This window comes from Novosphingobium barchaimii LL02 (genome assembly GCF_001046635.1).
GTDB lineage: Bacteria > Pseudomonadota > Alphaproteobacteria > Sphingomonadales > Sphingomonadaceae > Novosphingobium > Novosphingobium barchaimii.
On record NZ_KQ130457.1, the window covers coordinates 228,783 to 253,418 of the forward strand.

Below are 24,636 nucleotides of genomic sequence, written 5' to 3' on the forward strand. Positions count from 1 at the left end.
GCCCTCAATAAAGGAAAGAACAGATGCTTACCGTTCATCACCTGGGGATGTCGCAATCCGACCGGATCGTCTGGCTGTGCGAGGAACTGGGCATAGCCTATGACTTCGTGCGCTACGATCGCGATCCGGTCACGCGCCTGGCCCCGCCGGAATACAGCGCCCTCCATCCGGCCGGTACGGCACCCGTCATCACCGATGGCGATTTCGTTCTGGGCGAATCCGCCGCCATCGTCGAGTACATCATCCACCGCTACGGCGACGGTCGCCTCGCGGTGGCGCCGAACGAGCCGGGCTATGCCGATTACCTGTTCTGGTTCCACTTCGCCAACGGCTCGTTCATGCCGGCCGGCATGATGGGGATGATCACCGGCCTCATTCGCGAGGACGCCACGGCCGCCTTGCATAGCCTTACCCGACGGCTCGACCGGGCTTGGGACAATGTCGACGCCAGACTGGCGCGGAGCCGTTTTCTTGCGGGCGATACGCTGACCGCCGCCGACATCATGACGGTGTTCCCGCTGACCACAATGCGGCTCTTCGCCGCGCGTGACCTTGCGGCCTATCCCAATGTTCGCCGCTACCTGAAGGAAATCGGCGAGCGTCCGGCATTCCAACGCGCGATGGCGAAGGCGGACCCCGGGTTCACGGTGCCCCTGGACTGAACGCGGGGGGTATCCGGAAAAAATGAATCACAGGGTGTGCATTTAGCGCTTCCCCTTGGCTCCCCGGTGTAATATCCCTGATCGCGGAGAAGGATCAACGAGACACGCGGCCCGCAGGTCGGCTCGCGTAGTCAACCCCGTGATCGAATTGGCAATGCCGGGAAAATCCTGGCGAAACGACGGGAATCCCGCATGTCATACATGTCCTTGTTCGATGTTCCGACGCCGGCGCGTGAACTCGCCGGGAAGGCGGCCATCGTCGGGTTGGGCGAAACGGACTTCCACCGCGATTATCAGGCCGCGCGCGCCAAGACGGAAGGGTATGAACCGCCAACGGCCGAAGGTCTGGCGGCCACCGCCTTCGAACGCGCGCTCGCCGACAGCGGGCTGGAAAAAAGTGATATTGACGGCATTTCGGTGTCGTTCCTCTACGGCGGGCCTGATGCAGCGTCGATGGCGGCTTCGCTGGGGCTGACCCCGCGCTATCTGAACGACAGGGGCGGCGGCATCTGCGCCGGGCCCATCCCGGTCGCATGCGGCGCGATCGCCGAGGGCAAATGCGACACGGTGGCCCTGATCTTCTCGGTCGCGACCCGCTCGATCGGCCGCAAGTTCGGCGGGCAGAAGTTCGACAGCGACGCTCCGAGTTCGTACTATTATCACCACCCCTGGGGCTGGAGCTCGCAAGCGGCCCACTGGGCGATGATCTGGCAGCATTACCAGCAGGTCTACGGCGCGAGCGAGGCCGATCTGGGCTCAGTCGCGGTGCAGATACGCCATAACGCAACGCTCAATCCCAATGCGGTCATGCAAAAGCCGCTGACCATCGAGGATTACCTCGCCTCGCGCTATGTGGTGAAGCCGCTGCATCTGTTCGACCTGTGTCTGGTCAACGACGGAGCGGTGTGCCTGATCGTACGCCGGGCCGATCTCGCGCGGGATCTGCCGCATACGCCCGTGTCGGTGGAAGGCTGGGGCCGTGCCAGCGTCACGCGTGACAAGATGCGCACTCTGGTCGTCGATCGGATGCGGCCGCAATATCAGGAAGCCGGCCGGCAGGCGCTGGACATGGCAGGGGTGGCGCTGGCCGACGTTCGGCATTTCGAGGGATATGATGCCTCGACCATTCACCTGATCGACCATGTCGAAGGCCACGGCTTTGTCGATCCGGGCGCGGGCCTGGAGTTCTGCAAGGGCGGCGGCATGGCGATCGACGGCGCCTTGCCGGTCAACACGGGCGGCGGTATTTTGTCGGGAACCTACATGCACGGCTGGAACCATGTCGCCGAGATCGTGCGCCAGCTACGCCACGAAGCAGGCGCACGGCAGGTTGACGGCGTCGATGTCTCGATGTTTTCGCTGGCGCAGACCGACCAGGTCCATCCCATCATATTCAGGCGGGGAGAGCGGTGATGGTGCAGAAGCGACCCGACCGGACCCTGGGGCCCGGCCACGACACGTTCTGGAACGGTTGCGACAGGGGCGAGTTGCGGCTGCAGCGTTGCACCGGGTGCGGCACCTATGCCTGGCCGGTCGTGCAGAAATGCGAACAGTGCGCCGCCGACGATCTTGAATTCCAGACGGTTTCGGGACGCGGCAAGGTGGTTAGCTGGTGCAGCTTCGTTCAGGACTACTATCGCGGCATCCTCCCGGTTCCGTACGACACGATCATGGTCGAACTGGAGGAAGGACCGATGTTCCTGAGCAACCCCCATGAATTCGGCGAGAACGAAATCGCATTCGGGATGCCGGTCGAGGTTGCGTTCATCGCCTGCGAGGACAGCGCCGGCCGCTTCCAGCTGCCGGTCTTTCGCAAGGCGAAAGTCTGACGGCGTCGCAGGGATGCCGCACAGCGCAACCTTGTTACTAACACTAAGCGCGACTTGCGCGATGGCATAATGAAATGCCAAAAGCGCATAACGAAAAAAAGATCGAATCGGAAGGAAGTCTAAGGACATGGTTTCTCCCACACCGAACCGTCCGGTGCCGGACGCGGCGACGCAGCTGGACATCTACCGGCGCATGTCGACCATCATGCAGAACGACGTGGCATCGCGCAGGATCGTCAAGACCGGGCGGCTTGTCATGCCGTATTACTCGCCGCGCGGGCAGGAAGTCATTCCCTCGGCAATCTCGGTCAACCTGAACGACGACGACAAGATCTGCACGATCTATCGCGGCATTCACGACATGATCGCGAAGGGCGTGCCGCTGCGCGCGCTGTGGGCTGAAATCGCCGGCCGCGTCACCGGGACGTGCAAAGGCAAGGGCGGCCCGATGCACATCACCCACCCCGCTTCGGGTGTGATGGTGACCACGGGCATCGTCGGCTCGTCGATGCCGATCGCCAACGGCATCGCCTGGGCTGCCAAGCTGGAAAAGAGCGAACGGGTGACGATTGCCTATTTCGGTGATGGCGCATCCAACATCGGCGCTTTCCATGAAAGCCTCAACATGGCCTCGGTATGGAAACTGCCGGTGATCTTCGTGTGCCAGAACAACGGCTTTGCCGAGCACACCCGCTACGAAAACGCCACCTCGGTCGATTTCATCTCGAAGCGCGCGATCGGTTACGGCATGCCGGGCTTCACGGTAGACGGCAACGATCCGCTCGAGATGTACGCTGCGGCGAACGAGGCCGTGGCCCGCGCCCGCGCCGGGGAAGGTCCGACGCTGCTCGAATGCAAGACGTTCCGTTTCTTCGGCCACGTCTTCGGTGACGACGATCACTACATGACCAAGGAAGAAAAGGCCGCGGCCATGGAAAAGGATCCGGTGCCTGCCTTCCGTGCGCGCCTGATCGCCGATGGTCACGCCAGCGAGGAGCAGCTGGTGGAGATGGAAACGCAGATCGCCGCCGAAATCCAAGACGCGATCGACTTCGCCCTCGGCAGTGAGGTCGCCGGCCTCGAAGAACTGACCCTCGACGTTTACGCTGCGACCGGAGCCGAATGATGACTGCTCAGACCAAGAAGATCAACATCATCCAGGCGATCAACGAAGCCATCGCCGAAGCCATGGAGGCAGACCCGAAGGTCCTCGTCCTGGGTGAAGATGTGGCCGACCGTGAAGGTGGCGGCGTCGTCGGGGTCACGCGGGGCCTGTCCACCCGCTTCGGTGACGAGCGCGTTCGCTCGACCCCGATCTCGGAGCAGGCGATCATGGGCGCTGCCATCGGTGCGGCGATCAGCGGCTTCAAGCCGGTCGCCGAGATCATGCTGATGAATTTCACCACGGTGGCGATGGACATGATCGTCAACCACGCGGCCAAGCTGCGCTTCATGTCGGGCGGTCAGACCGGAGTGCCGCTGGTCGTGCGCATGATGACCGGCGCGGGCATCGCCAGCGGCGGCCAGCACAGCGACTTCCTGGAAGCGTGGTTCGCGCACACCCCTGGGCTCAAGGTAGTCGCGCCGTCCAACCCGGAAGACGCCAAGGGCCTGATGCTGTCCTGCATCGCCGACCCCGATCCGTGCATCTTCGTCGAGTGTTCACGGGCCTATGGCACCACTGCCGAAGTCCCGGTCGATCTGGCGCCGATTCCGCTCGGCAAGGCCAGGATCGACCAGGAGGGCACCGACGTGACGATTGTCAGCTATTCGGAAATCTTCGCCCGGGCCAAGGCGGCGGCGGCGGAACTGGCCAAGGAGGGCGTTTCGGTCGAGTTGATCGACTTGCGCACGATTTCGCCATGGGACCGCGAAACGGTGCTGGCTTCGGTCGCCAAGACCGGGCGCGCGGTGATCGCCCATGAAGCCGTGCGCAGCTTCGGCGTCGGCGCCGAAATTTCTGCCACGATCCACGAAGAACTTTTCGACGTGCTCAAGGCCCCCGTCCAGCGCCTTGGCGGACCGTTCACATCGGTCCCCTTCGCCAAGGCACTGGAGGACGCCTTCGTGGTCAAATCGTCGGATATTGCCGCCGCCGCCCGCGCGACCCTGGCCACCGGCTGACGGCCGAAGGCCCGGGGGGGCGGTCGGCGCCCGCCCCCCGCCACGGAAATGGCCTTGCCCGTCCCGGGAACGACCGGCGGCGTTGAAACAAAAAGATGAGGGGAGGCGCAGGATGATCGCCACGCGGGATATCGACGCTTTATGCGCCGCATTGCGCCGTGACCTGGCTGACGGGAGCCAGATCACCGACCTGCGCCCCGTGACGACAGGCCATTCCAACGAGACCTACGTGATCGAGGGGCTCGAAAGGGTACTGCGGCTTCCGCCTGTGAACACCCCGCTGATGACGGCGCACGGTATCGTCACGCAAGCTCGCATCTATGCCGAGCTGGGGGCGGCCGCAGATGGCCCGCCGGTTCCGCGCATATTCCACGTGTGCGACGATACGTCGGTCGTCGGCGCTCCGTTCTTCGTGATGGAGCAGGTGGCAGGCGATAGCGTAAACGATTATCGCCTGCCTCTCTGGTTCAAGGCCGTAACCGCTGCGGCGCGGGCACAGATGTGCGGGGAATGGATCGACGCGATCGGGGGGCTGGGCCGGCTCGCCTCTCTGCGCTCGCTGGGTTTGCCCGTGGCGCCGCAGGATGAGGCCAGGCGATGGCGCAAGATTGGCGAACGGGTCGAATTTTCCGGCCTGGTCGAACAGTTGGACCGACTGCTCTCGCTTCCGGCGGCCTGTTCGGGTCCTGCCAGCCCGGTTCACGGGGATTGCAAGCTGGCGAACATGATGTTTGCAGACGGCCATTTGTCTGCCGTCCTTGACTGGGAGCTGGGCTACAACGGTGAGCCGCTCTCAGATCTGGGCTATCTGCTTTATTTCTTTGCCAGTGCCACTCACGGTGCGGCACTGGCATCGCGCGAGGCGGGCATGTTCCAGCGCGCCCAGGTCATCGACGCATGGGAACGATCGTCGGGGCGTTCTGCCGAAGGCATCGCCTGGTACGAGGCGCTGGCGGTGGGCAAGATGACCGCAATCCTGGCCGAAGGGTACCACAACTATGCCACCGGGCAGACCGAGGACGAACGGTTCGCATATTTCCGGCTCAAGCGGGATGAGAACCTGACGATCCTAACCAGGATCGTTGATGCCATGACGGATCGCTGACAGTTCGTACCGCGCTGTCCATCGCCTAGATTGAAGGATATTCAGATGGTTCCCACGATCGCTCAACTCGTCGCGGCCGATGAATATCTCAGCCATCAGACAGCGAACACTTTCGATACGGTGGCGACTGAAGACCTCAGCTGGACGGAGAAGGTCTGGTTCACCCTGGCCCGAAAGGATGGCACGCTGCAGGCGTCCTTCGGGCTCGGGAAATATACCAACCGCAACCTGATCGACGGGTTCGCCGGCGTTCAGATCGGGACGCAGCAGCGCACCGTGCGGGCCAGTCGGGTGCTGCGGCCCTGTCTGGATCTTGTCGTGGGACCATTGCGCTACGAGATCATCGAGCCGATGCGTCAGTTGCGGCTCTCGCTTGCACCCAATGCGGCGCAACCGATCAGCTACGACCTCGTCTGGACCGCGCACGCGCCGGCCTTCTTCGAGGACCGGGATCTGGGCTATGCCGCACATCGCAATTCCTCCAACGTGGTGCGCTACCACCAGGCCGGTACGGTATCGGGGTGGATCGAAGTGGATGGCGAAAGACACCACGTCGATCCGGAGGAATGGTTCGGGTTTCGGGACCATAGCTGGGGTGTGCGCGAACACGTCGGCAGCGACCCTGCGGACCTGCCGCCTGCGGTGACAAGCAAGATCGCGGCCGATTACCAGTTCAACTGGTTCGTTTCGTGCCTCTCGCGGCCGGACGGCAGCCGCTACGAACTGGCTTACTACTTCCGCGAATTTCGCGAGCCGCGCGGTCTCGACTGGTTCACTGCCTACATCAACGAGGAGAACGGGCGGCAGATCCCGATCCTGCAGATCCACCCCGAACTGACGTATCGCAAAAGCGACCACGCCGTGATGGGGGGGCGGATATACGCGTTGATGCGGGGTGAGGGGCGGCGCACCGTCGAGCGGGTGTTCGAGGTCGAGGCGCTCGACAGCGAGATGGGTTTCCGCCTCAACCCCGGTATGTACGGCGCCTGGAAGGGCCAGATTCACGGCAGTTACATGGGCGAGGATTTCCTCGACGGCGAATGCATCGACAACGTCAATGACCCCGCCAGGTTCGCCGCCAGCCGCCGCTGGGAAATCCGCGATCGGCCCCTGCGCATCCGCGAGGGCGACGCGGTGGGGTTCGCCAACATCGAAAGCATCGTCATCGGGGACTGGCCGGCTGCGACGTTCGTGTGACGTCGCAGCCTTTTCGTCAGACGCGGGTCAGGCCGACTTCGCCAGCACGTGCTTGGCGGTGACGTAGCCCCACACGAACGATGGCCCTACGCTGGCGCCCGCCCCCGGATAGACCCGTCCCATGGAGGAGGCGGTCGATACGCCCGTGGCATAAAGGCCCTCGATCACCGAGCCGTCTTCGCGCAGGACGCGTGCATTTGTGTCGGTGACGACGCCGCCATACGTGCCGACATCGCCGGGAAGTACTTCCATCGCATAGAAAGGTCCCTGGTCGATCGACCCCAGCGACGCGTTCGGCGCATATTTGTCGCCCAGCCAACGGTCGTATGCCCGGTCGCCGCGCTGGAAGTCGTCGTCGTGGTTCTGCGCCACGAACCCGTTGAAGCGGTCGACAGTCCCGCGCAGCGCTGCCGGGTCGATCGAGATCAGCTTCGCAAGTTCCTCGATGGAATCCGCCTTCTTGAGGAACCCGGTCTCGAACCAACTCTTCGGCTTTTTCGTCCCGGGCATGGTGTTCGCCAGCATGTACTTCTTCAAGAACTGCTGATCCATGATCGCCCAACTCGGCACGGCCGCAACCTCGCGGTTGCGGATCAGCATGTTTCGGCAATAGGCCATGTAGGAGCCGCCCTCGTTCATGTAGCGAACACCGGACTGATCAACGAGGATGCAGTGCGGCGAAGCGGTCACGCCCTGCACGACCGGCTTGATCGCGACATCCTCCATGCCGGGGGGAATAGCGATCTGATTGCCGACGAATTCCTCCATCTGCGCCGTCGCTGCACCGAGGCGGGCCATCTCGAGGATCATTTCGCCGGTGTCGCCTTCGGCAGTAAGGCTCCAGTTCGTCGAAGTGCCCGGGATATGTTCGTCGCGCATCGCCTGGTTGCGGGCAAACCCGCCCGCATTCACCAGCACGCCGAGCCTGGCACCGATACGCCATGGCTTGCCATCACGGGTCGTGACAATGCCCTTGACCACACCGTCTTCGGCAATGAGTTCGGTTACCGGACTATCCGTGCGCAATTCGACGCCTGCCTTGAGCGATGCCTGGAGCATGCGGCCCTGCAGGGCTGCACCAGCGGTAACGTAATGCTTGCCCGTCAATTTGGCACCAACCGTGCGCAACATGAACCGTGCAGCGATGCGCTTCGAAGCCCACGACTGCTTGAGGAAGCGCAGCTGCAGCATCTCGTCCAGTGTACTCATCATCGAGAGGAAATTTGGCCGTAGCTTCGACTTCCACGCACCCAGTTCGTTCACGTTGAATAGTTCCGCAACCACGGTCCGCCCCTGCTCGGAACCACCGGGAGCGTCGTCGTAGTAATCCGGCCAGTAGGATACCCTGTTCAGCTTGATGCCCTGCGCGACCAGGAAGTTGACCATCTCGACGCCTTCGACCAGGTACGTCCCGCGGCGTTCGGCCGACGTGCCCGGAGCGTCGTTGGGGCTTCCGACGACTGCATCCAGATAAGTGGTGGCCTGCTCGAAGCTGTCTGGCACGCCATCGCGCTTCATGAAGGGATTGTTTGGTATCCACATCACGCCGCCAGAGCGGGCGGTGGTTCCGCCGATGAGGGATGTCTTCTCCAAAATCGCTACAGACTTGCCACCCGTCTTCAGAGTGAGAGCGCAGCACATGGAACCGCCGCCGCTGCCGACGACCACGAAATCGAAGGTTTCATCGAATGCCGTCATAGAAAGTGACCTTTCATCCGCGCCTGGCGATCAGGCCTTTTTAGTTTCGGGCGAGGTCCGCACAAGCGTACGCTTGAGCTGACGGCTGGTGAACAGCCACTTGCCATCGCGCTTTTCGTAGGTCTCATGATAGAATCCGAATCCGTGGATCAGCAGTTCTTCGGTTTCGGAATCGAAGATCAAATCCTCCATGCCCCAGATGCCCTTGGCTTTTGTGGCACTTTCGAAGGTGATGTCGGGGGTGTGCGAATGGTGGACAGTGGTGCGTCCCTTGCCGAGTAGAGCCTTGACGTTCTCGATCATGATGTCGGCACTGTCCCAGCGCTCGAAGCCCTGATTGTGCGAAACGTGATCGTCGGCGTGAAGCGCGCGGTACAGATCCCAGTCTTTGGTATCGCAGGCGCGGTCACGGCGAGATTTAAGAACCCTGATGTCCTCAATCGCGATCAGTCGTTCGATATCACTCATATCCGTCATCCGTCCGCTCCGATTTTTCTGATGGTAGGTTCGCTGTCGATCCGGGGCGGGAAGTCCGCTCCGGCCGATCTGCGCGTAAAGTAGTATTTCAGCGTACGGCGCGTGAACAGCCACCGCTCGGCTCGCTTTTCGTAAGTCTCGAAGTAGTGCCCAAAAGCCTGAAACCAGTGATCCTCGCCGTCCTGTTTCCAAAACGACATGCCCTCCATGGCCCAGGTCCCATGCGCTCGGTCGGGCGTCTCGAACTCTATCTCAGGCGTATGCGAATGATGGAGGGTGGTAAGATTCGCCATGGATCGTGGCACGTGGATCATCATTTCAGCGGCGCTGGTCCACCGTCCGTAGTCGCCGTTTTCGGAGATATGGTCGGGGGCGTGAAGAGACTCGTAAAGAACCCAGTCCTTGGCATCGGCCGCTTGGTCCCTTTGCGCTTTAAGGCGGAATATCTCTTCGAGCGCAACGAGACGTTCGATATCCGTCAGGCCATGCCGGGTATCGTTGCCAGACATTTTCAGGCCGGCAGTCGGGCGACGATTTCCTCGCCGAACCATTGCACGTTGTCGAGGAAAGCCTGCCGGCTCGGGTGAGGGGGCTCGACCATCGTCCATGTCACGCCGACGCCGGCAAGGTCGTTGACCGCTTCGATGTAGCGGTCAGCGCTTTCCCTTGATGCATAGTCCAGCTTCGCCAGGGCACCGATGGCGACATCGAACGGTCCCGTTCTACCAAAAGAAGCTCGCAGGTCGTTGAGCCTTTCGATGTTCTCACCGAGTTGGGCAACCGAGTGGATGCCGGATTCCTGATTGGCCTTTGTCATGGTGGGGGCCGAGAAAAACGGGCTCCATCCATCGCCGGATTGCGCAGCGCGTTCCACTGCCTTGCCGCTGCCCCCGCCGATCCAGATCGGCGGCGGGGTGTGGAGTGCAGGGCGCGGTTCATTGCCCACCGCATTGAAGTTGCGGCCTTCCTTGACCACGGCGCCGCCCGCCCAAGCCGCGCGGATCACTTCGATGGCTTCGTCGAACAGGGCGCCGCGCTTGTGGAAATCGACGCCGAGTGCCTCGAATTCGACCTTCTGATACCCGGCGCCGGCACCCAGGATCAATCGCCCTTCGGACAGGACCTGAAGGGTCGCTGCAGCCTTGGCGGTGAGAAACGGGTTGCGATAGGCCATGACCAGGATGTTGGTATGCATCTTGAGTCTGGTCGTCGCGGCGGCGATGAAGCCGAACGCGGTGAATGGATCGAGCGCGTCGTGTCCGTTGGCATGAAGCCATTCGGCGGAAGGCGCAGGATGGTCTGTGAGGTAGCAGGCGTCGACCCCTGCGCTTTCCATCGCGACCGCCATTTCGCGCACCGCTGCGGGCGTCTGGAATTCACCGGGCGTGATGTCGCCAATCGGGATGCTCATCGTGAATTTCATGTATTAATTCCAGCGGATCGAAAGGGATGGGCGTCACATAGGGGCGCGACGGTAAAGGCTCAGGCCAGGCTGGGTCCTTCGTTGAGGCGACCAAGCAGTTGCGAGCCAGCGGGATCACCGTTCAGCATGTAGTTCTGGCGATAGACAATTTTCCATCCTCCCTCAGGCTGGCGGGCCAATTCGATGCGCGATGCGCTAAGCCGACCGATGAAGAAGCCATTGTCGCCATGCATGTTGACCATTGTGTGGCAGGTGGCCACGGCTTGGTCACCGTCGACCACCACATAGGGCAGCGTGGAGATATGTGCGCATCCAGCGCCGACGAAGCCCAGGTGGCCCGGATCTCGGGTGATAGCCTCGATCGTTTCGCGCCCTTCCATCTTGCCGATGTCGCCGACGGCGTAGACGCCCTGGTCCTCGTAGAACGAACCTACTGCAGGACCGTTGAGGCCGTCCACCGCATAGCCGTACCCGCACACGACCTGGTAGATGGCCTGACGATCTTCTAGGGCCTGCAGGCGGTCTTCGATTGATTTTGTCATCTTGTCTGTCTCCCTTAGCCGACCATGTATCCGCCAGCGTCGCAATTGATCGACTGGCCGGTGATCATCCGGCTTTCCTCGCCGGCAAGGAACAGGGCGAGATAGGCAATGTCGATTGGCTGGGCGATGGAACGCAGCGGCGAATCCGTCAGAATCTGGGTTTTCCAATCGTCGTAGCTCAGGCCCTTTTCGGCGGCCATGCGCTTGCCCCAGTTCATCCAGAGCTCGGTCTCGATGCTACCGGGAACCAGGCAGTTGCAGCGGATCCCCTTGGGACCGACTTCCAGCGCGATGGTCTTGGTCAGGGCACGAAGAGCCGCTTTCGCCGACGTGTAATGCGTCTTGCGCACCATGCCGATCCACCCGGCGGTCGAGGAAAAGTTGATGATCGAACCGGTGCCACGCTCCAGCATGGAGCGGTTGAGCACTTCACGCGAGCACAGCATTGCGGCGGTCAGGTCGATGGCAAGCGTGTTGTTGAAATTCTCGACCGTCTGCTCCCAGACCCACTTGTCCTGGCCCGGCGCTGCGGCGTTGTTGAGCATGATATCGACCTGGCCGAATTCCACCATCGCCCGATCGACCATGGCGCGAACGTCATCCTCGCTGGTGACGTCCACGCGCATGCCGATCGCACCGTCGCCTGCGGCCTTCGCAGCTTCGAGGACAAGCTCTTCGCGGCGGGCGGCAAGGAGAACCTTTGCGCCCTGTTCGACGAATAGCTTGGCCATCACCGGGCCGCAGCCGGTGCTGGCGCCAGTGATGATCGCAACTTTCCCGGCAAGCCGGCCCGTATTTGTGGTCATGCAAGCTTTTCCTCTTCCCGACATCCCCATAAATAATAAAATGCATATTGGGGGATGCATTAATTGAATGACTGTTATCGCAGCGGTCGGATGAGTGCAAGGCTCTCCGGTCGGTTCGTCGTTTCCCCAGGTGCTATGGACGGAACGGCCTGTGTTGACGAATGCCTAAGTCCGTCCCGCTCACCGTCAGCGCATACGGTAGGCCAGTGGCAGGTGTTTGACACCGCCGACAAAGCTGCCTTCGACAAAGCGCGGTTCGCCAGCGAGTTCGATATGCTCGACCCGGTCCAGCAACTCACGGAAGAACGAAGAAAGTTCGAATCGCGCGAGATACTGACCCAGACAGACGTGGGGGCCGGTGCCGAAGGCGAGATGGCGATTCGGGCGGCGATCGAGCCTGAAGGCGAAGGGGTCTTCGTATATCGCCTCGTCGAAGCTGGCCGACGGGTAGCTCATCAACAGTAGGTCGCCTGCCTTGACCTGCTTGCCGGCAATATCGCAGTCTTCCACAGCGGTACGGCAGAAATGCTTGACCGGTGTCGTCCAGCGCAGAATTTCTTCCACGGCGATCGGCATAAGGCCTGGATCCGCGCGCAGTTTGGCCAACTGCTCGGGGTTCTGCAATAATGCGAGCGTACCGCCGGTCAGGGCATAGCTTGTCGTGTCATGGCCGGCCGTTGCGATGATGTTGAAGTAGCCGAACACGTCGCGATCGGGCAGCAGTTCGCCGTCGATCCGTGCGTTGGCGATCACGCTGGCCAGCGAGCCGTCCGGTTCCCTACGACGGCGTTCGATGATGTTCTGGAAATACGTGTACATCTCGATCATCGCGCCCCGGGCTCCGCCTTCCGACTGGAATTCGGGGTCCTGGCTAGAAAGCGTCGCCTGGGTGAGCCGCAGCATCATCGGTTCGTCCTCGGTCGGGACGCCCAGCATTGACATCACCACCCGCAGCGGGAAGGCCATCGCCACGTCCGCGAAATCGATCTCTCCGCCGGCTGCGTCCATTCGGCCGATGAACTCGCGTGCGAGCGCCTGGATATCCTTGAGCAGAGGCTCCAGACCCTTGGGCGTGAAGTAGCTTTGCGTAATTTCGCGGTAGGCCCGGTGTTCGGTGCCGTCCATGAGGATCAGGTTGCGCATGAAATCCTTGGTGTCCTTACCGCCTGCGGCTTCGCGCATCTTGGCTTCGTAGGACAGCGGCAGCAGAGCCTGGCGCGGTTCGTTTATAAACTGCTTTGCGTCACGCTCGATCGCCATGAGATCGCTGTGCCGGGACACCAGCCAGAACGGCGCGTAGTTCGGGGCGGCGATGAACGGCAAGGGATCGGAGGTGCGGATTTTCGCCAGCAGTCCGTGCAGCGCGGCAGGATCGGTGAACGTGCGGGGATCGACGATTGCTTCGATTGGGAGGTCGGTTGCCGACATGTATCTCTCCTGTAGTTTCGAAAGGCTTGCTACCTGCCGTTGACTCGGCAATACGGGACACGGGAGTAAATGCAACTGGAGCCGCGCAATGCAAATTGATTCCACGATATCCGCCGTGGTAACCGGCGGAGCATCGGGACTGGGTCTGGCGAGTGTAAAGGCACTGCGAGCCGCTGGCGCAAATGTCGCGATTTTCGATTTGAATGCCGAAGCGGGTGAGAGCGCCGCCGCCGAGACCGGTGCCATTTTCTGCGAAACCAATGTTCTTTCCGACGACAGCCTGGACGATGCGTTTGCGAGGGCCCGCGCGGTCAACGGGCAGGAGCGCATCCTGATTTCCTGTGCCGGCGGGGGCAATGCCAAGGCGACTATCCGCAAGGACCGCGAAACTGGTGACATCGCACTTTTTCCTACGGCCGAATTTGCTCGCGTGCTCACGCTCAACGCGGTGGGTACCTTTGCTACTATAACCCGTTTTGCGGCGGGGGCGGCGGCGCTCGAACCGATTGATGGGGAACGAGGGGCGATCGTATGTACAGGCTCCGTGGCAGCACAGGACGGTCAGATGGGGCAGGCCGCATACGCAGCGGGCAAGGCGGCGATCGTGGGAATGACGCTGCCGATAGCCCGGGATCTCGGGAGGTTTGGCATCCGTGTGAACACAATCCTGCCAGGCATCTTCAGCACTCCCTTGATGAACCGCGCCCCGCAGGAGATGAAGGATAGGCTCAGTGCGATGACGGCCTTTCCAGGTCGTTTCGGCAATCCAGAGGAGTACGCGGCGCTGGCGATGGAACTGTGCCGCAATACCTACATCAACGCGCAGGCAATCCGCATCGATGCCGGGATACGCTTCGCGGCGAAATAGCGGCGCGCTTTGATGATGACATAGAACGAAGGGCGAGATGATGAAGGCCGCAGTATTTCGCGAGATGGGCGTTCCCATGGCGATCGAGGATATCTCGATTTCCAAGCCGATCGGTCGTGAGGTGCTGGTCCGCCTCGAAGCGGTCGGCGTGTGCCATTCGGATCTTCACATTCTGACCGGAGACCTCCCACATCCTCTTCCTGCGGTCCTGGGTCACGAGGCGGCGGGTGTGGTCGAACAGGTCGGGCCCGAAGTTCACACGGTCAAGCCAGGTGATCATGTGGTTGTGTGCCTGACTTTCCATTGCGGGCATTGCGAGCAATGCCACGGCGGCAACAGTCACCGCTGCAATACGCCCGAGGCCATGCGCGGGGCATCCGAGTCCCCCCGGCTGACACACGCGCGGGAGAGCCTGACACCCTTCATGAACATCGGCGCATTCGCGGAAATGGTGCTAGTGCACGAAAGCGGGTGCGTGACCATGCGACGCGACATGCCGTTCGATCGCGCGTGTCTGATCGGATGCGGCGTGACGACCGGGCTAGGCGCGGTAATGCGCGCCGCCGCAGTACGGCCCGGTGAAACAGTTGCCGTGATCGGTTGCGGTGGAGTAGGTCTTTCGGCCATCAATGGCGCGGTTATCGCCGGGGCGGGCCAGATCATCGCAATCGATCGGGTGGCATCGAAACTCGATCTGGCAAAGGCGTTCGGCGCCACGGCTGCCATCGACGGAACGCAAGGAAATGCAGTCGAGCAGGTCCTGGCGCTAACCGGCGGGCGCGGCGTCGATCACGTCATCGAGGCCATCGGCTTAAAGCAGACCATCGAGGACGGTTTCGCCATGCTTGCGAAAGGCGGGCTGGAAACGATCGTCGGCGCGGCGCGGTTCGACGCGAAAGTCGAACTGCCGGCGCTGGCGTTTCTTCGGGAGAAGCGAGTGCAGGGCTCGATGATGGGCGGGGTACGCAACTCCATCGATATCCCTCGATACATTGACCTGTACATGGATGGCCGCCTGAAGCTGGACGAGATGATTTCCCGCCGGCGGCCTCTCGGCGAAGTGAATGCTGCGTTCGAAGACATGAAGACCGGTGCTTTGGCGCGCTCTGTCATCGTGCTGAATTGAACCTTCAGGGCAAAAAGTGAACATGTCAGAACAGACCATCAATAGCGAACCGGTACGCTTCGAACTGTTGACACCGCATATCGCGCTGGTGACGCTTGACCGGCCCGAGAAGCGCAACGCAATAAATCCGGCGGTTGCATCCGCGATCGAGGCGATTGTCCGGCGCGTTGAGGAGAGCGCCGAGATCCGTGTCGTCCTGCTAACCTCCAGCGAGCCGAAGGTATTTTGCGCGGGCGCCGACCTCGGCGCAATCGCCGCCGGTGCTGCGCGTGATCTGGAAACGCCGACGGGAGGGTTTGCCGGTTTTGTCTTCGCGACGCGGCTCAAGCCCTGGATCGCGGTGGTGGAAGGATTGGCCCTCGCGGGGGGGTTCGAGATATGCCTCGCCTGCGACATGATCGTCGCCTCGCAAAGCGCTCGCTTCGGGCTGCCCGAGGTGAAGCGTGGCTTGATGGCAGGGGCAGGCGGCGTGCATCGCATCGCCGGGACCCTGCCGCGCAATATCGCCAACGAGGTGCTCGCCACGGGCGACAATATAGATGCTGCTTTCGCGCACCGGTTCGGGCTGGTGAACCGGCTTGCTGCCGCGGGCGAAGCGCTGAGTGTGGCGCGCGAACTGGCAGACAGGATAGCTGCCAACGCGCCGCTCGCCGTGCAGCACACCCTTGCGGCGGCCCGCGAAAGCATGGGGCAGCCGGACGGTGCGGCTCGCACGTTCGCGTCGACGCATGTCGCGGCGCTGCGGCGCACAGAAGACTTCAAGGAAGGTCCGCGCGCATTCGTCGAAAAGCGTGAACCTGTATGGACTGGCCGTTGAGGCCTGGGAGAACTGTGATGATCGAACTCGTTCCGCTTTGCACCATCAGCGTCGAGCTACTGCCCAGCCTGTCCGTCGGCACCGGCCCTGCCGGCAACCGTAGTGTGGGCGGAATCGCTTCCGCCACCGTTACCGGAGAACGCCTCAATGCGGTACTAGCCGGTCCCGCCGCCGCCGACTGGCTGGTACGCGCCGGTGCGATCGGTGTGATCGACGCCCGCCTTACCCTGCGTACCGACGATGATGCGCTGATCTACATGACGTATGGTGGCCGACTGGACATGTCCGATCCTTCAAACGGGATTAAGGCATACACCGCCCCCGTTTTCGAGACCGGCGACCCCCGTTATGCCTGGCTGAACACGGTGCAGGCGGTGGGCAAGGGTACGCTTGCGATCGGCGCGGGCGGCGCGGGGCAGCTCGAATACGAAATCTGCGAAGTGCGCTGAGGGAGCGGCGGGACCATGCTTACCAAGGCGGACGATTATCCGATCCACCAGACGCCAGACCCTATTGCCTATGCCGGTACTGACCGCAATTTCTACGATCGCTACTTTTTCAATGGCTACAGCGACGATGGCGAGGTCTACTTTGCGGCTGCGCTCGGCGTCTATCCGTACCTTAACATCATGGACGCCGGGTTCGCGGTGCGCATCGGGGCTCGCCAGTATAATCTGCACGCCTCGCGCCATCTCAACATGGAGCGGACGGACACGCAGGTCGGGCCGATCCGGGTCGAGGTGGTGACGCCCCTGCAGAAACTGCGCGTGGTGGTGGAGGACAACGAACACGGTATATCCGCCGATCTTGTGTTCGACGGCCGTCATGCCCCGATCGAGGAGCCACGCACGACGCGGCGCAACGGACCGCGCCTGGTCCAGGATATAACCCGCATGACGCAGCTCGGGCGCTGGTCGGGGTGGGTAAAGGCAGGCGGGCGCACAATTCGCCTTGAGTCCTCGCGAACCTATGGAACGCGAGATCGTTCGTGGGGCATCCGCGCGGTGGGTATGCGCGATCCGCAGCAGCCCGCTTCGATCTCCGAATTCCAGGTGTGGTGGTTCTGGGTGCCTGCCCATTTTCCCGATCGCGCCATACATTTCTACATCAATGAGGACGGCGACGGAAAGGTGTGGAACCGCGGACTCGTCGTGATGCATGACGATGGGCGGGTCGAACATCTCCACGATGCCCGGTTGACCGTCGGCTTCATCCCCGGAACGCGCTATCCGCATACTGCCACGATCCTCGCCAAAGACGAAAATGGCGGGCAGTTCCGTATCGAGATCGAAAGCGGCCCACGCTTCTATCTTTCGGGCATAGGTTACATGAACCCGGAATGGACCCATGGTCTGAACAAAGGGCCGCTGGCAGTCGGTTACGACGAAATCGCCAGCGACGAGATCGTCCGTCATGAAGCTCCGTATCAGCATCCCCAGGCCTTCGCAAAACTGACCATGCATGTCCCGAATGGCGATCAGATGACCGGTTTCGGTTGCCTCGAATCGATCGTGATGGGGCGGCATGGACCGACTGCCCTCGCCAGCATGTTCGATGTGCCGTGAGCGGTACTTACATGACCGATCTGGAAAATGGGATAGCCCACTATCTCGATCGCCACATGGCGCAGGCGTCCGATGTCAGGGTGCATGGTCTCGCCCGCATCTATGGCGGTAGCAGCCAGGAAACCTTTCGCTTCCATGCCGCCTGGAACGAATCGGGGAGGGCGGTGGAGCGTGCGTTGATCCTGCGGCGCGACGCCACGGCTGGGCTCGTCGTCGCCGAGCGCGACCTCGAATACAACGTGTACCGCGCGCTGGCGGGACACGGCGTGCCCATCCCTGGCGTTCATTTTCTTGAACTGGACGCGCAGTGGCTAGACCGGCCTTTCTTCATCATGGACCTGTGTCCGGGAAAACCCGGCAACCCGTTCATTCCTGGGGATCCCTACGATGGCCACGGCGAGGAAATCGCGCGCCAGTTCTGGTCGATCGCAGGGCAGCTTGCCGCGATCGATCACCGGGCGGTTGGCCTGGATAGCCTGCGAAACGGTGCGTTGGCGGCCGGCTTCTGGTCGAGCGAACTCGATCACTGGGAAGCCATTCTCGATGAAGGCGAGGCCGTGCGCGAGCCGGCGGTGCGCGGCGCGTTGCGCTGGCTTAGGCGCAACCCTCCGCCCGACCCCCTCAAACCTGCGATTGTCCACGGCGACTACCGTTCGGGCAACTTCCTGTTTACGCCCGATGGCAGGATCAGCGCCATCCTGGACTGGGAAATGTGCCACGTCGGCGATCCGCTGGAAGATATCGCCTGGGGCCTTGATCCGTTCTGGCCGATGACCCGGCATCTTCCGCTTGGCGACGGCCTGGCCGCGTGGGAAGCTGCCAGCGGTATGCCGGTCGATCGTGAGGCGTTGCGCTGGTGGCAGCTGTTCAGCGCGGTCAAGGCTTGCGCAATCTGGACGACTGCGGCGGCGAGCTTTGCCTCAGGGCGGAATCGCGAGATGACCATTGCGCTTTCCGGCATTCGCGGCGGCCACTTTCATCGCGATCTGATACTGCGGATGATGCGGGAACGAGGAGCCATGGGATGAACCTGACCACCGAGAACGCGCTTCATGGAATTGACGAGCTGCTTCGGGAGCGTATTGCGCCGGAAATAGGCGATCCGTTCGCCGCGCAGATGGCGAGGCTATCATCGCTTCTATTACGCATCTGCGCGAACGCCGTGGAAGATGCGGCGGCTCTGCGCGTCGATGAAAACGCTGCGATCCGTCACCTGCTTGCCGACGTGGGCGTGTTAGCTGACGGCCCGCAGGCGCACCGACTTGCACAGGCAGCGGCGAGTGCGGATCCGGGTCTTGCGGTCAGCGTGCTCGATGCCGAAAATCACAGGCTGCGCTGCCTTTTGGTCGATGCGCAGGAGTGGCTGGAATCACGGCGAGACGAGGCGGCCGTGGTTCTGGACCAGCGTATCTGGCGGCACCTTGAGAAAACGGAAGCCCGGCGCGCGCCGCGCGAATAGGGCGTGGTCCGTGCTGCTGACAGAATCGCCTGCGGTCAGGCGTCCTGCCAGTACCGTGCCTTCAACTCCTTCTTGTACAGCTTTCCAGTCTCGGCCCGAGGCAGTTGTCTTTCGAAATCGACGCTGCGCGGGCATTTGATATCCGCGAGCCGATCCCTGCACCAGGCAATAAGGTCTGCTGCCAGAGCATCGCCGGCAGCATTCCAGTTCTGCGGCTGGATCACAGCCTTCACCTCCTCGCCGAAATCCGGGTGCGGCACGCCGAACACCGCCGCATCGGCGACGTCAGGATGAGTGATCAACAGATCCTCGACCTCTTGAGGATAGACATTGACCCCGCCCGAAATGATCATGAAATCCTTGCGGTCCGACAGAAAGAGATAGCCGTCCGCATCGACCCGTCCCACGTCGCCCATCGTAGACCAGTCCGGATGAAGCGGGTTGTGGGCGGACACGGTCTTGGCCGGGTCGTTGTGGTAGGTGACGGCCCTGCCGCCGCCGAAATAGATCGTCCCCGTCTCACCGATCGGTAACTCGCCGCCGTCGTCGCCGCAGATATGAATCTCGCCGACAACGGCCCGTCCCACCGAGCCCGGACGGGCGAGCCACTCCGCGCTGCTGATGGTCACATGACCATTGCCTTCCGAACCAGCGTAGAACTCCTCCACAATCGGACCAAGCCAGTCGATCATGGCCCGCTTGACGGGGGGCGGGCAGGGGGCGGCGGCGTGGATCACCGTCCTGAGCGACGACAGATCGTAGCGCGCCCTCACTTCGGGCGGTAGGGCCAGGAGGCGGATGAACATCGTGGGCACCGCCATCAGCGCGGTAACCTTCCAGCGTTCGATCGCCTGCAGGAACGCTTCGGGGTCGAACTTGTCCATGACGATCGCGGTGCCGCCCACTGACTGAATGCCGGCCGTCATGCCCATGGGCGCGCTGTGGTATAGCGGCGCGGGCGAAAGGTAGATCGTTTCCCCGTCCAGCCCATAGAGGCGATTGAACAGCACGGCAGCGGGGTTGGGCTGAACCGGGCTTCCCGATGCGGAGGCAAAGCGAATTCCCTTGGGCCGCCCCGTCGTGCCGGAGGAATAGACCATGCGCCCACCAATGTGTTCGTCGGCGATCGGATCGGTGGACTGGCCGCCGCACAGGCATATCCAGTCGGTCAGGTCGTCCACCGGGCCGATCGGCAAAAGTTGCACGAGACCGGGCACCTTGTCCCGAGACGCAGCGACCGCACGTGCGGTATCGGCCATCGCGTCCGAAACCAGCAGGGCCCGGGCGCCGCTGTCATTGACGATATACGCGATTTCGTCCAGCTTGAGGCGCGCGGAGAGCAAGACCAGGATAATCCCTGCGCGCTGAGCTGCCCAGTAGATGTCGAAGAATTCGAGCCGGTTATCGCACGCGATGGCCATGGTGTCGCCTGTTTTCAGGCCCAGCTTCCGCAGTGCGTGCGCGGCTTGGTTGGCCCGCCGTTCCAATTCGCCATACGTCAGACTTTCACCCGTTCGAGCCATGACCAAGGCGATCTTTTCCGGTTGGCTCTCGGCGTGAATGCGCGGGTGCATGATTGCCCTCTTGTGTTTGGGATGAGTCGATTAGGACTTTGAAAGCGAGGCTATGCCCTGTAAAGCTCGCCCCTGCAATTATCGCAATGACGGCGTTGCAATTCGAATATGAGCGCCCGGGAGAGTGCCAGATGACCGCTACCACAAGCAGGCTTTCGTCGATCCGTCATCCAGACCGTTTTTATATCGGCGGCGAATGGATCGCGCCTTCATCGCGCGGCATGATCGAGGTTTTCGACAGCGCGAGCGAGGATGTCTTCCTGACGGTGGCCGAAGCCCAGGCACCGGACGTCGAAGCAGCGGTAACCGCGGCGCGCCGCGCGTTCGACACCGGGCCTTGGTCGCGCCTGTCCCCTCAGGAACGTGCCGGGTACCTCAACCGGATCGCTGACGGACTGGCCGCGCGCAGTGACGAACTTGCCGACAGCTGGACGCAGGAGTCCGGCGTGCTGCGTTCGATGGCCGCTCATGCGGCCAACGGCCTCGCCGCCACGTTCCGCTATTACGCAAGCCTTGCCGATACCTTCGGATGGGAAGAAAAGCGCACATCCGCCTTCGGCCAGCCGGCGCTGCTGGTGCGCGAGGCGGTGGGGGTCGTGGCCGCCATCGTCCCTTGGAACGCTCCGGGCCAGTTGATGACGCAGAAGGTGGCACCGGCCCTCATGGCGGGCTGCTCGGTGATCGTGAAAGCCTCGCCCGAGGCGCCGTCATCGCCTTACATCCTGGCCGAAGTCTGCGAGCAAGCCGGCTTGCCGGCGGGCGTGTTCAACGTCCTGACAGCGGACCGCGAGGTTTCCGAGCTGCTGGTGCGCCACCCTGGCGTCGACAAGGTCAGCTTCACCGGCTCGACCCTGGCCGGCCGCCGGATCGCATCCATCTGCGGGGAGCGCATCGCGCGCTTCACGCTGGAGCTGGGCGGCAAGTCGCCGGCCATCATCCTTGACGACTACGATCTGGGCAAGGCTGCCGACGTGCTCGCCCGCAGCACGCCGGTCATGACCGGCCAGGTCTGCGCTTCGCTGACCCGCGTGATCGTGGGAGACAAGCGGCACGACGATTTCGTCGATGCTCTTGCCGAGGCATTCGGCAAGATAAAGGTAGGCGACCCTTTCGATCCGGCCAGCCAGATGGGTCCTCTCGCGATCGAACGGCAACGCGATCGGGTCGAGCGTCTGATCGCGATCGGCCAGGAGGAGGGCGCGCGACTTGCCTGCGGGGGCGGGCGGCCAAACCATCTCAATCGTGGCTACTACATCGAACCCACCGTGTTCGCGGATGTCGATAACCAGTCGACCATCGCGCGCGAGGAAATCTTCGGTCCTGTGGTAAGCGTGATCCGTGCGGGCGACGAGGAACAGGCGATTGCGATCGCGAACGACAGTATCTACGGACTCAATGCCAGCGTATTCACGCACGATCCAGAGCGCGCTTATGCCGTGGGTCGCCGCCTTCGCTCGGGCACGGTGGGGCACAACGCTTTCAAGGCCGACTTCTCGATCGCTTTTGGCGGCTACAAGCAGTCGGGCATCGGGCGCGAAGGTGGCGTCGAGGGCTTGCTCCCTTACCTCGAGACCAAGACGATGATCTTCGAGGACGCTCCTCTCGCCGCGCAATAGACGGTGCGTTTCGGAGCTTGGCGCCGCAGTTGAAGAGGCCGCCTCCGTGCAAGCGGCGGTGATGTGCTCAGTCTTTCGAAAGCAGTGCGCGCAGATAGCGCACGCCGCGAGCGAGGGCGGCCTCTGCGCCCTCTGCGGCGATACGCGGACCGATCACTTCGAGATCGTAATATCCACGAAAGCCCGCCCGATGGATCAAGGGTATCAGCCGATCGAGCCGCGCCATGCCATCGCCCGGGATCGCGCGACAAGGCAATTCGCGGTCGCCGGCGATGTAATCGCTGACCTGCACGAGGGCGACATGAGGAGCGGCGGCCACGATCGCATCGTCGATATCGGCATCGAACCAGCAGGCGAAAACGTCGATTCCGATGTTAATGCCGGCGGCGCGCGCGATGCGTACCGTGTCCATGAGACGGTGTGCGATCGAGACGTCAGCATAAAGGTGCGAAGTCGGCTCAAGCGACAGGAGGATGCCGGCATTGCGCGCCGTCAGGGCACAGGCGGCTATTTCGGAGGCGAAGCGCTCCACCGCAACGGCCCAGGTCAGGTCTCCGCGACCCCCGGTGGTTATCGTGATGGTCTTTGCGCCGATGGTTTCGGCGATAGCGATTGTATGACGTAATCGCTTCCGGGCAGCGCGGGCCTCATCCGGCGTGGCAAATCCGAATGCACGATGCGTGACGGTCGCAACCGCTAGTCCTGTCTCGCGCAAAAGCGAAGCGGCTGCTGCGATCCCGAAGTCTTCCACATCTTCCAACGTCGGGCTGATCGCCGCGACCCCCAGTCTGCGCACGAGTTCAATATGCCGGCTCAACGGGGCAGCAGGCAGGCATAGTGTATTGATCGAAATGGCGGGAAAAGGGGGCATCGACAGTCCGAACTATTTTGGCTGTCGACGCCCCCTTTTTCCCGATCAGAAACCGATGTCGGTGATCGGCGTCTCGAAGCCGCAGTTCACGATCTGCGATGCTTTCGTCAGTCGCTGAAGATCCAGTCCGGCCAAATAGCCATCGACCAGGCGCTGGTAGTTGCTGATCATCCCTTCGGTATCCTTGGAAAGGCGCATGTGCGTGAACCCGCCGGCATGCAGGCCCAACTGTTGACGTGGCAGGTTCGCATAGTCCTGCTGCGGGATTTCGGGGAACTCCGTCGAGTCGTGAGGCAGCACCGTCGGCACCTTGGGCGTGTCGTAAGGTTCGTCTTCGGGACGCAGGGTCAGCGACCAGATTTCGAAAAGGCACGTTTCCGGCGTCAATGGCCGGATACGGTAGGAGGACATCGCGCCTATCAGAGGCAGCAGGAAGAAGTGCGGGAACATGAATTCCACCGCATGGAACTCGACTTCTTGCGAGACCTTGGGAATGTCGAACATCGGCGCGCCGCGGGCGAGGCCGTCCTTTGTGATTTCCTCCTGTGCCCGGGCGTAGAATGCCATGGTGGCAGCTACCGGGTCCTCCGGCACTTCCATGTCGCGCAAGGTTTCCAGCACCGCGACTTCGGAATCGTGGACCATGCCGCCCATGCCCGAACCCAGCCGCGCGAGGAAATCGACCTGCATGTTGACCGTTTGGCGCGCATCGAGGCCCCGGTTGACCATTAGTCCATCGGCATCGGTGCCATAAGGATTACCAAGCGCCGAAAGCTGATGAAGCTGCGGATGAGTCTTCATCGTGTGGTAGCCTTCCTGGAAGGCCTCCATCGCGAGTTTCCAGTTGGTCGGCAGTTCGGTGGCGTACCACCAATCCATCTTCAGCTTGTCGGCGTGGCGCGCATTCATGCGCTCGGCCACGGGGCCCAGGCTTTCCAGCAGCGACGGCGCGTCGTCGTCGAAATTGATGAAGGCGCAGCCAGCCCAGAACTCCACCCGGCAGGGAACTAGGTCGATCTCGGCCTTGTCGAGCAACTCCTCGCTGAACACCTGCTTGCCGAAGACGAAGGTGTTCTTGCCTTCGGGGTTCCAGCGCCAGCCGTGGAAGGGACAGACGAAGCCTTGCTTGGCGCAGTTGCCCGGGCCCGTAGCCAGCCGAACGCCGCGGTGTCGGCAGGCGTTGTGAAATGCCTTAACGCCGTTCTTGGTATTGACCAGGATCACCGACTTGTCGAGAATCGTGTATTGCGTGTAATCTCCGACGTTCGGGATTTCCTCCAGTCGGCAGGCCATTTGCCACACGTGCGGCCACAGCTTCTCGCGCTCGAGTTCGAAGAACTCACGGTCGTAGTACCGTTCTGCCGGGATAAGTTCAGGGTTGGTGATCCGGAATGGCACCTTCTCAAGGGCGGCCGTCACATCTTCAGTCATCGTACATCCCATTTTTCA

General features: G+C 62.2%; 25 protein-coding genes. 15 read left to right on the top strand and 10 right to left on the bottom strand.

The features are described from left to right. The first annotated feature begins 23 nt into the window (after positions 1–23). From V474_RS19885 to V474_RS19915, 7 genes are all read left to right on the top strand, one after another. Positions 24–662, top strand: a complete 639-nt coding sequence (locus V474_RS19885; protein WP_059153146.1) for a glutathione S-transferase family protein — start codon at positions 24–26, stop codon at positions 660–662. Between the two features lie 192 nt (positions 663–854). Beyond that, on the top strand, positions 855–2,075 hold the full coding sequence (locus V474_RS19890) for a thiolase family protein (RefSeq protein WP_059153147.1): 1,221 nt from the start codon (positions 855–857) through the stop codon (positions 2,073–2,075). Further along, on the top strand, positions 2,075–2,491 hold the full coding sequence (locus tag V474_RS19895; RefSeq protein WP_059153148.1) for a Zn-ribbon domain-containing OB-fold protein: 417 nt from the start codon (positions 2,075–2,077) through the stop codon (positions 2,489–2,491). Before V474_RS19890 ends, V474_RS19895 begins: the two co-directional genes overlap by 1 nt. Before the next feature lie 127 nt (positions 2,492–2,618). Next, on the top strand, positions 2,619–3,617 hold the full coding sequence (locus V474_RS19900) for a thiamine pyrophosphate-dependent dehydrogenase E1 component subunit alpha (RefSeq protein ID WP_059153149.1): 999 nt from the start codon (positions 2,619–2,621) through the stop codon (positions 3,615–3,617). Further along, positions 3,617–4,615 (top strand): alpha-ketoacid dehydrogenase subunit beta, encoded by a 999-nt coding sequence (locus tag V474_RS19905; RefSeq protein WP_059153150.1) that lies wholly within the window; start codon positions 3,617–3,619, stop codon positions 4,613–4,615. The genes V474_RS19900 and V474_RS19905 overlap by 1 nt, the downstream gene beginning before the upstream one ends. 112 nt (positions 4,616–4,727) lie before the next feature. Beyond that, the gene (locus V474_RS19910; RefSeq protein WP_059153151.1) at positions 4,728–5,720 is read left to right on the top strand and encodes a phosphotransferase family protein; all 993 of its coding nucleotides are present in this window, start codon (positions 4,728–4,730) and stop codon (positions 5,718–5,720) included. 45 nt (positions 5,721–5,765) lie between these two features. Next, the gene (locus V474_RS19915) at positions 5,766–6,917 is read left to right on the top strand and encodes a hypothetical protein (RefSeq protein WP_059153152.1); all 1,152 of its coding nucleotides are present in this window, start codon (positions 5,766–5,768) and stop codon (positions 6,915–6,917) included. Positions 6,918–6,944: 27 nt separating this feature from the next. Here V474_RS19915 and V474_RS19920 read toward each other — a convergent pair whose 3' ends face one another. From V474_RS19920 to V474_RS19950, 7 genes are all read right to left on the bottom strand, one after another. Beyond that, on the bottom strand, positions 6,945–8,615 hold the full coding sequence (locus V474_RS19920; RefSeq protein WP_059153153.1) for an FAD-dependent oxidoreductase: 1,671 nt from the start codon (positions 8,613–8,615) through the stop codon (positions 6,945–6,947). A gap of 30 nt (positions 8,616–8,645) precedes the next feature. After that, positions 8,646–9,083 (bottom strand): nuclear transport factor 2 family protein, encoded by a 438-nt coding sequence (locus V474_RS19925; protein WP_082699935.1) that lies wholly within the window; start codon positions 9,081–9,083, stop codon positions 8,646–8,648. 5 nt (positions 9,084–9,088) lie between these two features. Continuing rightward, positions 9,089–9,601: a nuclear transport factor 2 family protein gene (locus tag V474_RS19930; RefSeq protein ID WP_059153155.1), complete on the bottom strand. Its 513-nt coding sequence runs from the start codon at positions 9,599–9,601 to the stop codon at positions 9,089–9,091. A gap of 2 nt (positions 9,602–9,603) precedes the next feature. Then, positions 9,604–10,515, bottom strand: a complete 912-nt coding sequence (locus V474_RS19935) for a TIGR03619 family F420-dependent LLM class oxidoreductase (protein ID WP_059153156.1) — start codon at positions 10,513–10,515, stop codon at positions 9,604–9,606. Positions 10,516–10,574: 59 nt separating this feature from the next. Then, positions 10,575–11,057 (bottom strand): nuclear transport factor 2 family protein, encoded by a 483-nt coding sequence (locus V474_RS19940; RefSeq protein WP_059153157.1) that lies wholly within the window; start codon positions 11,055–11,057, stop codon positions 10,575–10,577. Positions 11,058–11,071: 14 nt separating this feature from the next. Further along, positions 11,072–11,863: an SDR family NAD(P)-dependent oxidoreductase gene (locus tag V474_RS19945; protein ID WP_059153158.1), complete on the bottom strand. Its 792-nt coding sequence runs from the start codon at positions 11,861–11,863 to the stop codon at positions 11,072–11,074. A gap of 186 nt (positions 11,864–12,049) precedes the next feature. Beyond that, on the bottom strand, positions 12,050–13,291 hold the full coding sequence (locus tag V474_RS19950) for a cytochrome P450 (protein WP_059153159.1): 1,242 nt from the start codon (positions 13,289–13,291) through the stop codon (positions 12,050–12,052). A gap of 88 nt (positions 13,292–13,379) precedes the next feature. Here V474_RS19950 and V474_RS19955 point away from each other — a divergent pair, with 88 nt between their 5' ends. The 7 genes from V474_RS19955 to V474_RS19985 are packed head-to-tail and all read left to right on the top strand — an operon-like array spanning position 13,380 to position 19,126. Beyond that, positions 13,380–14,159 carry an SDR family oxidoreductase gene (locus V474_RS19955; RefSeq protein ID WP_059153160.1) on the top strand — a complete coding sequence of 260 codons (780 nt, stop codon included), beginning with the start codon at positions 13,380–13,382 and terminating at the stop codon, positions 14,157–14,159. Positions 14,160–14,196: 37 nt separating this feature from the next. Beyond that, complete coding sequence (locus V474_RS19960; RefSeq protein WP_330219653.1) at positions 14,197–15,285, top strand: Zn-dependent alcohol dehydrogenase; 1,089 nt, start codon at positions 14,197–14,199, stop codon at positions 15,283–15,285. 22 nt (positions 15,286–15,307) lie between these two features. Next, positions 15,308–16,102: an enoyl-CoA hydratase-related protein gene (locus tag V474_RS19965; protein WP_059153161.1), complete on the top strand. Its 795-nt coding sequence runs from the start codon at positions 15,308–15,310 to the stop codon at positions 16,100–16,102. A gap of 17 nt (positions 16,103–16,119) precedes the next feature. Next, complete coding sequence (locus tag V474_RS19970; protein WP_059153162.1) at positions 16,120–16,551, top strand: DUF3237 domain-containing protein; 432 nt, start codon at positions 16,120–16,122, stop codon at positions 16,549–16,551. A 15-nt stretch (positions 16,552–16,566) separates the two neighbouring features. Then, complete coding sequence (locus tag V474_RS19975) at positions 16,567–17,667, top strand: DUF7064 domain-containing protein (protein ID WP_059153163.1); 1,101 nt, start codon at positions 16,567–16,569, stop codon at positions 17,665–17,667. Further along, the gene (locus V474_RS19980) at positions 17,664–18,695 is read left to right on the top strand and encodes a phosphotransferase family protein (RefSeq protein ID WP_148649485.1); all 1,032 of its coding nucleotides are present in this window, start codon (positions 17,664–17,666) and stop codon (positions 18,693–18,695) included. Before V474_RS19975 ends, V474_RS19980 begins: the two co-directional genes overlap by 4 nt. Beyond that, a complete protein-coding gene (locus tag V474_RS19985; RefSeq protein ID WP_059153165.1) occupies positions 18,692–19,126 on the top strand; it encodes a hypothetical protein in 435 nt (144 codons plus the stop codon). Before V474_RS19980 ends, V474_RS19985 begins: the two co-directional genes overlap by 4 nt. A gap of 35 nt (positions 19,127–19,161) precedes the next feature. Here V474_RS19985 and V474_RS19990 read toward each other — a convergent pair whose 3' ends face one another. Continuing rightward, the gene (locus tag V474_RS19990; RefSeq protein ID WP_201786074.1) at positions 19,162–20,700 is read right to left on the bottom strand and encodes an AMP-binding protein; all 1,539 of its coding nucleotides are present in this window, start codon (positions 20,698–20,700) and stop codon (positions 19,162–19,164) included. Positions 20,701–20,831: 131 nt separating this feature from the next. On the opposite strand from V474_RS19990, the gene V474_RS19995 reads away from it, so the two are divergent. Continuing rightward, entirely contained in the window at positions 20,832–22,316 is a 1,485-nt protein-coding gene (locus V474_RS19995) for an aldehyde dehydrogenase (protein WP_059153167.1), read from the top strand. A gap of 67 nt (positions 22,317–22,383) precedes the next feature. On the opposite strand, the gene V474_RS20000 is transcribed toward V474_RS19995, so the two are convergent. Beyond that, positions 22,384–23,133, bottom strand: a complete 750-nt coding sequence (locus V474_RS20000; RefSeq protein WP_169795108.1) for a sugar phosphate isomerase/epimerase family protein — start codon at positions 23,131–23,133, stop codon at positions 22,384–22,386. Positions 23,134–23,232: 99 nt separating this feature from the next. Continuing rightward, positions 23,233–24,618, bottom strand: a complete 1,386-nt coding sequence (locus V474_RS20005) for an aromatic ring-hydroxylating oxygenase subunit alpha (protein ID WP_059153169.1) — start codon at positions 24,616–24,618, stop codon at positions 23,233–23,235. Positions 24,619–24,636 lie beyond the last annotated feature (18 nt).

What these genes read in the sequence shown, in the direction of transcription:
- V474_RS19995 (WP_059153167.1), top strand. Translation starts at nt 20,832, where the DNA reads ATGACCGCTACCACAAGCAGGCTTTCGTCGATCCGTCATCCAGACCGT.
- V474_RS19965 (WP_059153161.1), top strand. Translation starts at nt 15,308, where the DNA reads ATGTCAGAACAGACCATCAATAGCGAACCGGTACGCTTCGAACTGTTG.
- V474_RS19910 (WP_059153151.1), top strand. Translation starts at nt 4,728, where the DNA reads ATGATCGCCACGCGGGATATCGACGCTTTATGCGCCGCATTGCGCCGT.
- V474_RS19935 (WP_059153156.1), bottom strand. Translation starts at nt 10,515, where the DNA reads ATGAAATTCACGATGAGCATCCCGATTGGCGACATCACGCCCGGTGAA.
- V474_RS19900 (WP_059153149.1), top strand. Translation starts at nt 2,619, where the DNA reads ATGGTTTCTCCCACACCGAACCGTCCGGTGCCGGACGCGGCGACGCAG.
- V474_RS19930 (WP_059153155.1), bottom strand. Translation starts at nt 9,601, where the DNA reads ATGTCTGGCAACGATACCCGGCATGGCCTGACGGATATCGAACGTCTC.
- V474_RS19925 (WP_082699935.1), bottom strand. Translation starts at nt 9,083, where the DNA reads ATGAGTGATATCGAACGACTGATCGCGATTGAGGACATCAGGGTTCTT.
- V474_RS19960 (WP_330219653.1), top strand. Translation starts at nt 14,197, where the DNA reads ATGATGAAGGCCGCAGTATTTCGCGAGATGGGCGTTCCCATGGCGATC.
- V474_RS20005 (WP_059153169.1), bottom strand. Translation starts at nt 24,618, where the DNA reads ATGACTGAAGATGTGACGGCCGCCCTTGAGAAGGTGCCATTCCGGATC.
- V474_RS19890 (WP_059153147.1), top strand. Translation starts at nt 855, where the DNA reads ATGTCATACATGTCCTTGTTCGATGTTCCGACGCCGGCGCGTGAACTC.
- V474_RS19915 (WP_059153152.1), top strand. Translation starts at nt 5,766, where the DNA reads ATGGTTCCCACGATCGCTCAACTCGTCGCGGCCGATGAATATCTCAGC.
- V474_RS19885 (WP_059153146.1), top strand. Translation starts at nt 24, where the DNA reads ATGCTTACCGTTCATCACCTGGGGATGTCGCAATCCGACCGGATCGTC.
- V474_RS19970 (WP_059153162.1), top strand. Translation starts at nt 16,120, where the DNA reads ATGATCGAACTCGTTCCGCTTTGCACCATCAGCGTCGAGCTACTGCCC.
- V474_RS19975 (WP_059153163.1), top strand. Translation starts at nt 16,567, where the DNA reads ATGCTTACCAAGGCGGACGATTATCCGATCCACCAGACGCCAGACCCT.
- V474_RS19920 (WP_059153153.1), bottom strand. Translation starts at nt 8,615, where the DNA reads ATGACGGCATTCGATGAAACCTTCGATTTCGTGGTCGTCGGCAGCGGC.
- V474_RS19895 (WP_059153148.1), top strand. Translation starts at nt 2,075, where the DNA reads ATGGTGCAGAAGCGACCCGACCGGACCCTGGGGCCCGGCCACGACACG.
- V474_RS19945 (WP_059153158.1), bottom strand. Translation starts at nt 11,863, where the DNA reads ATGACCACAAATACGGGCCGGCTTGCCGGGAAAGTTGCGATCATCACT.
- V474_RS19990 (WP_201786074.1), bottom strand. Translation starts at nt 20,700, where the DNA reads ATGCACCCGCGCATTCACGCCGAGAGCCAACCGGAAAAGATCGCCTTG.
- V474_RS19940 (WP_059153157.1), bottom strand. Translation starts at nt 11,057, where the DNA reads ATGACAAAATCAATCGAAGACCGCCTGCAGGCCCTAGAAGATCGTCAG.
- V474_RS19905 (WP_059153150.1), top strand. Translation starts at nt 3,617, where the DNA reads ATGACTGCTCAGACCAAGAAGATCAACATCATCCAGGCGATCAACGAA.
- V474_RS19985 (WP_059153165.1), top strand. Translation starts at nt 18,692, where the DNA reads ATGAACCTGACCACCGAGAACGCGCTTCATGGAATTGACGAGCTGCTT.
- V474_RS19950 (WP_059153159.1), bottom strand. Translation starts at nt 13,291, where the DNA reads ATGTCGGCAACCGACCTCCCAATCGAAGCAATCGTCGATCCCCGCACG.
- V474_RS19955 (WP_059153160.1), top strand. Translation starts at nt 13,380, where the DNA reads ATGCAAATTGATTCCACGATATCCGCCGTGGTAACCGGCGGAGCATCG.